Below are 6,304 nucleotides of genomic sequence, written 5' to 3'. Positions count from 1 at the left end.
TTCCTCAAGTACATTCTAACAAATATCGACTTGCTGCGTTAGGGGCACTGTGTTTCATCCTCTTTGGTGCCTTGGAGCGCAGCGGAAAGGAATGGTCATATATATGAAATTAGGAATCGTTATATTTTAGCCTTTTTTCATAACTCCACATAAGTTCATAAATCCCCGTAAGCCCTTGCAAATAAAGGATTTTTTAAGCATCTCATGACACGCATCTCCATGTAAAAACATATATTCGCACGGCAAATTGGTGCGGAATTGGTGCGCGAATTATGGTAAGAAATGGGCCCAACACAATCAACTTATGTGCTAATCAAGCCAGACAGCCACTTGTCTGGCTTGTTTATTTTCTATACCATTTTGCTGCATTTGGGTGATCCAGGCCTCTTGTGGCGGCTCACATCTAATTTGAATTTTTATTCAATTTTCCATAAATATGGATACGGATGCCCGGTATCCATTTGCACGTCAATTTATTAGGAGGTTATATCGTGAATTACCAACTGGAACTACAGCAGCTGGTGGACTACCCACGCTGCCGCGTCTATCGAGACTTTATCCGGATCCTGATGGCAGACCGAAGCATCCGCACCGGCGGAAGCTCCGGTCTTTTTTATTTTACCGTGCTCTGCTCCTACGCCAACTTCCGCACCTCCTACCGTCGGCTGGACGGCATCTCCTACACGGTCTATCCCGGGGAATGGGTTTGCCGGCTCTCCGAGCTGACTCAATGGTTCCGAGTCCGGTTCCACCACTCCGCTCTGGCCATCCTGGATGGACTTCAGGAAAAGAACCTGATCTGCTACACCCGGCTGGGCCGCAAACGGCAGCTGGTCCGCTTCTCCATCCGGGGCTGGCACCGGCATAACACCGTGCTGGACTACAACTGCCCCTGCCAGAAGGAGACCGGCTTTTTCTTCCTGCCGGTCTCCATTGCCGCCGACCTCATCCGCAGCGGCCGGGCCTCCGAAATGGACGTCGTGCTGGATCTGTGGATCTCCGCCATCTACAAGGACAACCGGGTCCTGGGCTCCCAGCTGGGGCCGGTGGTCTACCTCCGCAACGGCACCGGCAATCCCCTGCTCAACTATACCGAGCTCTCCCAGCGGTGGGGCCTCTCCCGCTCCACCGTGGGCAGGCTGCTGAAAAAGCTGTCCGATCTGGACTACCTCTCCCTCATGTCCTTCCCCGGGCGCAGCGGCAGCGTGATCTACCTGCGCAGCTACCTCTCCACCATGTTCCAGATTTCCGACACCATGGTGGATAAGGACGAGGTAGCCTTGTCCCTCCACCTGAATGCAGACATACCGGACAGCGATACGGCAACGCAAGACCCCGACGTCGCCCCTGAGATCAGCGTATCATCTGAGCCAGCCAGCGTTTCAAAACCGCATATGATACTTTTGGCCCGCAAGGTCCTTCAAATCCTTGGGGCCCAAGGGCTCCCCTGCTTTCACTGCTCCAGGATCCGCTATAGGTTATATCCGTTATCCGACGACTGCAAGGGTATGTTAGAAGGAGCCGGCTCTGTGCGCCTGCGCCTGGAAGCCAGCTGCGGAACCAGAAGAACGCTTTACCGCTTTGAACTTACGCTGCGTCCCATCACTCAACCGGAAGGAGGCTCATCTCATGTCAAACGCCCGTAAGTCTGACCATACCTCTGTGAAAGACAATCGCTATCACGATACCAATATGCTGCTCAAACGCTACCGGGACGTGGTGTGGAGCCTGGAACTGTCCGTGTGCCAGGTCAAGCGCCAATTCCGGCAGGAATACGCCTGCAGCTTGGAGGACTTTCTGGACACTGTCTATATGGCAGGAGCGGAGCTCCACGGTACCGACATTGAGAGCCACGCCCGATGTATCGAGCGCACCCGCAAAATGATCCGTCTGCTGGAGGACGCTGTGGAACTTCTCCGCACCCGGCACAAAAAGGGGGAAGCCTACTACTGGGTGCTGTACTACGCCTACCTGTCCCCCAAAAAGCCCAAAAACGCGGAGGAGATCATGGCCGCCCTCCAGCCCCACATCCGTGATATCAGCCCCAGCACCTACTACCGCCTCCGGCGGGAAGCAGTGGAGGCAGTGAGCGCCGTGCTGTGGGGCTATACCGCAAGGGATACACTGGACGTACTGGATCACATTTTGCCAGGCAAACCGTGAGGACACCCCCCCCCCGTCACTGACTACATGGACACCGACGGAGCGTTTTTCCTTCGGAATGCTGGATCTGGCCAAACGCCGGGGGTGGTAAACCCGTCCGTCCTTAAATTGAAAAGGGCCTGTTGCAAATAACGCAACAAGCCCCAATTTTGTCATCCTGAGCATCAGCGAAGGATCTTTTCTGCCGGTTTGTCCGTCACAAAAAGATTCTTCGCCCCTTTGGGGCTCAGAATGACAGATGGATTCTATTTTACAACAGGCCCTTGCTACAGATTCCAGATGATCTGTATGCTGCCATCTTCCCGGATCAGGATCTTATGTATCACAATCATCGCAACGGCCTTCTTTCGCTGGTAGTCAGCGGTTTGCCAGGAGTCTGCCAGATTGATCACAACATCTGTTTCCTCTTTCCGGCTGCTCAGCTCCTCCATCCGTGCGTACAGATTCAGACGGTTCTGCTTGAGCTGCGTTGCCTTCTGGTTGGCGATGGCCAGCAGCGCATCGTTGCATCCACCGGCCAGCATCGTGTCCAGCAGCTGCTTTTCCTGCTGCTCGATGGCCTTGATCTTCAGCTTCAGATCATTGATTTCCCCACGCTCCACAGTTGGGCTGCGGTGTCCGGTTTGCTTTAGATCCGCCAGCTTTTCCGCAATGCAATCGTAAACCATATTCTCCAAGTCCTCCGCATAGATGGTCACCTTCGGACCGGTACAGATCCTCTTGTGGGACTTGCCGGTGCAGTTGAAGTACCGCCGTAACACGATTGATAATGGAAGTCCGCTCAAATTCCGCAAACACCATCAGGATTTTGACAATCAGCTCCCCATAGGGGGAGTAGGTGTCAAATGATTCCTGAGAGGATACAAACTCCACGTCATGTTCCTTGAATTCCTGCAGGATATTCATAAAGTCAGACAGCGAGCGGCTGATGCGGTCCAACTTATAGACGATGACCTTACTGACCTTCCCCTGGCGGACCAGCTTCATCATATTCTGGAAGCCGTCTCGATGGATATTACCGCCGGAAAAGCCGTTGTCCACAAAGATCTCGACCTTTTCGCCCCGTTCCTCCGGTTTCATCATCGTGTTACAGTATTCAATCTGCGTCTCACAGCTGATGCTGTTTTCCCGCTCTAGTCAAATCCGATACGGTCATCTCACCATCATTTTCGGCAGAAAACACGCCGCTGCCGTAAATCCCGTTCAGCGTATTCACCGCATCCGTTGCCCAGTCAGCTTCCGCCGCCAGGGCCGTCCCCGGCAGCAGCCCAAGTAAAAGAACCATACCCAGGATGCCGCCCAACCATCTTTTCATAAGCCGCATAATCTTTCCTCCTATTTTTGTATTTTCTCCAAATGAAATACATTGTTTTAATGATTATAATGTGTAGCATTGTTTTCATCAAGCTATACATTGGATAAACCAAAGACGGGGGTGAAGCTCAGCATATGCGCCAAAAGAAATCAATATAGAGGTTAGCCGCTTAAGCGGGAAACCATATATTCTGGAAAATATGAAACCGGTTTGCTTTTTCTGAGCATAAGGAAACCCGCCGCAGAATTTCTCTGTTCTGCGGCGGGTCCTATTCTGCTATCTTAACATAATGTTACAACTGGCCCATCTTTGTTTGGTTTTCTTACACGCCCATCACGGCCTGGGTCAGCCGCAGGAAAGAGCAGTAGGATTCCTGGAGGGTGTAGGCAGCGTTGGGCATGAAGGCGCCGTTGGAGCCGCCCATGACCGCTTTGCCGCTCACCGGGCTGGAGAGGCCGGAGAGGAAGGACACGCTGTCCTTTGCCCAGGAAGCGATGGAGGCCTGGTCGGTAAAGGTCAGGCTCTCTCCCGCCTCCAGCTCCAGGTAGCGGGCCACCCGGGCCAGCATGGTGGCCGCCTCCTGCCGGGTAATGATACCCTTGGGATCAAAGATGCCGCCGCCCCGGCCGGTGACCAGCCCCAGAGCATAGGCCGCGTGGACCTCTTTGGAATTGGTGTCAGTAAAGGGGTTGTCTCCGGCCTGCATGGCGATGATGGAGGCACTCTGGCCGGTACAGACCTCTATCGTCTGCATGACTATGTCGCAGAACGTCTCCCGATCGGTGGGGCTGGCGTAATGTTTCCTGGCGAAAGGTGCGTAGAGGTTGTAGCACCAGGCCATGCGCACCTCCTCCTCTGCCCAGGGGGAGACGGTGCCGTCATTCCAATCGGAATATCTGGGCTCATGGTAGGCCTTCCCCGGCAGACCGCCCCAGTTCAGATGGGGGTAGCTGGCCCGCAGCTCCTCCACGCTGCCCCAGGTGGGGTCGTCGGCGGGGTAGATCGCGGCAGCGTGCATCCCCGCAAAGGGATCATGGTCTCCCGTGGGCATATCCGGCTTGGAGCCCAGGAAGCGGATGGTGCGGGCAGAACAGTTATAGAAGGCATTTTCTCCGATGCTGGTGACGCCGGCGGAGATGGTGATGCTCCTCATCCGCTGGCAGGAGGCGAAGGCCCAGTCGCCGATGTAGGTCACGCTGTCGGGCAGCACCACGGAACGGATGTTCATGTTGCCCCGGAAGGCCCGCTCACCGATCCCCTTGACCCCGTCCGGGACCACCAGGTCCCGTTCAGTGCCGGTGTAGCCCACCAATTCGCCCATCTGGATGATATAGTCCCCCTGGCTCTCATCCAGAGTGCCCCCCACCAGGGACTGGAATTTCTCCAGGGAGTGTACCTTGTCGGTGACGGTAAAGTGGCCGGCGCCGTCGTAGCTGATCACAATGGGGTAGGTGCCTGAATAGTACAGCCCCCGGATCATCAGGGCTCCGGCGGTTATTTCATCCAGCCCGTAAACGGGGATGTGGTTATATTCCGCGTACTTCCGGAACTGAGGCACCCAGGTTTTGGAGAGTCCACATTGCTTGGAATAGGCGACCAGATGGAAAGGGCCGCTGACCCGGTGCTCCACGTCCTTCTCCAGGAAGAGCGCATCGGAGGAGGTCAGCTCGGTCCAGTAGTCCCCGCTCTCCACCAGAGAGGCGGAAGCCGGGATGCAGACCATGGGCAGGAGCAGAAGCAGCGACAGCAGCAGGGCGGGGATTCGTTGTTTCATAGAAAACCTCCCAAATTATACCGTAGTTTGGAAATAAATTCAGTATATCAGCCTTCCCAATACGTGTCAATATGTGTGATGCCTCCCCTTCCACGCCTGTAAGCTATAACAGTACCTGACGGGGCTGTGTCCGGAGGAAGAACTCTTTCTCCTGAGCGCAGACCTGGGCCCTGCCGCCTCGGGATCGTCCCGGTGACCGTACTAATTCCATAGCGGTTCCATTGTACCGCTCATTCCACCAATCAAAAGAAGCATATCGTTTGAGTGATGCCCCCTTTGGAGAGACAAAACAAGGGCCCGTTGCAAAATGAGCCCATAAAAACGAGCGAGGTTTGGAGCCCGAAAGGGTTTCCAAACCTCGCTCGTTGCTTTATTCTTAGTTTGTGAAGCCAAAGAAAAAGCAAGACCAGTATAAGGTATATGAGCGCCACGGTAACTGGTACTTGCCCTGAATTCAGAAATGATGATACCGGAGAGGGCACCCGTCCGTCTGCTAAGCGCCCAGCTTGAGGAACTGGAGTACGGGAAACTGTACGAAGCGTATTCTTCCAAAGGGAGAAAATCGGCGGCGGAACCACAGGTGCTGTTCAACGTATTGGTGCACGGGTATCTGTGCGGGATCTACTCCAGCCGGAAACTGGAGGAGGCCTGTCAGTACCGCATTGCGGCTGTCCCTGCCGGTCGCAATGCTGCCGGGCCAAGGCACTGGATAAGCCAAAGGAGATCATCCTCAAGAAAACCTTCTGGGAGAAACGGGAACAGGCAGAGAAAAATATCAGGACGGAACGTGGAATCCATCTGCGTCTCTGCCGCTCCATCCAGGTGGAGGGCGCGTTTGGCCTGCTCAAAAACGACTTTGGATTCCGCCGCTTTCTGACCTGGGGCAAGGCCAACATCCGCACAGAGCTGTTCCTGCTGGCGCTGGCCTTTGACCTGAAAAAGCTGTGGATGAAACGGGAACAGGGCAGGCTCCAGACCCGTGTGTCCATGAAAATGACCTCGTAGCCCCCCAAAAAACAGAAAAATTTTCCACATTGACGCAGGTAAACAGC

7 protein-coding genes and 1 pseudogene are annotated in these 6,304 nt (G+C 54.7%); 4 read left to right on the top strand and 4 right to left on the bottom strand.

Going from position 1 to position 6,304, the window contains the following annotated elements; all coding sequences use genetic code 11:
* The first annotated feature begins 491 nt into the window (after positions 1-491).
* Both H6B51_RS03735 and H6B51_RS03730 read left to right on the top strand, forming a co-directional pair.
* Entirely contained in the window at positions 492-1,646 is a 1,155-nt protein-coding gene (locus H6B51_RS03735; protein ID WP_335342103.1) for a helix-turn-helix domain-containing protein, read from the top strand.
* Positions 1,630-2,163: a hypothetical protein gene (locus H6B51_RS03730; RefSeq protein WP_204882396.1), complete on the top strand. Its 534-nt coding sequence runs from the start codon at positions 1,630-1,632 to the stop codon at positions 2,161-2,163. The genes H6B51_RS03735 and H6B51_RS03730 overlap by 17 nt, the downstream gene beginning before the upstream one ends.
* A 266-nt stretch (positions 2,164-2,429) precedes the next feature.
* Here the strand turns inward: H6B51_RS03730 and H6B51_RS03725 are convergent, their stop codons facing one another.
* From H6B51_RS03725 to H6B51_RS03710, 4 genes are all read right to left on the bottom strand, one after another.
* On the bottom strand, positions 2,430-2,765 hold the full coding sequence (locus H6B51_RS03725; RefSeq protein ID WP_204882395.1) for a hypothetical protein: 336 nt from the start codon (positions 2,763-2,765) through the stop codon (positions 2,430-2,432).
* Positions 2,743-3,246 (bottom strand): recombinase family protein, encoded by a 504-nt coding sequence (locus tag H6B51_RS03720; protein ID WP_204882394.1) that lies wholly within the window; start codon positions 3,244-3,246, stop codon positions 2,743-2,745. The genes H6B51_RS03725 and H6B51_RS03720 overlap by 23 nt, the downstream gene beginning before the upstream one ends.
* Positions 3,247-3,271: 25 nt before the next feature.
* Complete coding sequence (locus H6B51_RS03715; RefSeq protein ID WP_204882393.1) at positions 3,272-3,487, bottom strand: hypothetical protein; 216 nt, start codon at positions 3,485-3,487, stop codon at positions 3,272-3,274.
* A gap of 313 nt (positions 3,488-3,800) precedes the next feature.
* Positions 3,801-5,252 (bottom strand): leucine-rich repeat protein, encoded by a 1,452-nt coding sequence (locus tag H6B51_RS03710; RefSeq protein ID WP_204882392.1) that lies wholly within the window; start codon positions 5,250-5,252, stop codon positions 3,801-3,803.
* A gap of 460 nt (positions 5,253-5,712) precedes the next feature.
* Between H6B51_RS03710 and H6B51_RS18445 the strand changes: the two are divergent.
* Both H6B51_RS18445 and H6B51_RS03705 read left to right on the top strand, forming a co-directional pair.
* Positions 5,713-5,859 (top strand): annotated as a pseudogene (locus tag H6B51_RS18445) (hypothetical protein); the annotation flags it as partial.
* A gap of 5 nt (positions 5,860-5,864) precedes the next feature.
* Entirely contained in the window at positions 5,865-6,257 is a 393-nt protein-coding gene (locus H6B51_RS03705) for a transposase (protein WP_204882391.1), read from the top strand.
* The last annotated feature ends 47 nt before the right edge of the window (positions 6,258-6,304 follow it).

Source organism: Pseudoflavonifractor phocaeensis, assembly GCF_016901955.1.
Classification (GTDB): Bacteria; Bacillota; Clostridia; order Oscillospirales; family Oscillospiraceae; genus Flavonifractor; species Flavonifractor phocaeensis_A.
This window is presented reverse-complemented; position numbering and strand designations above follow the sequence as displayed.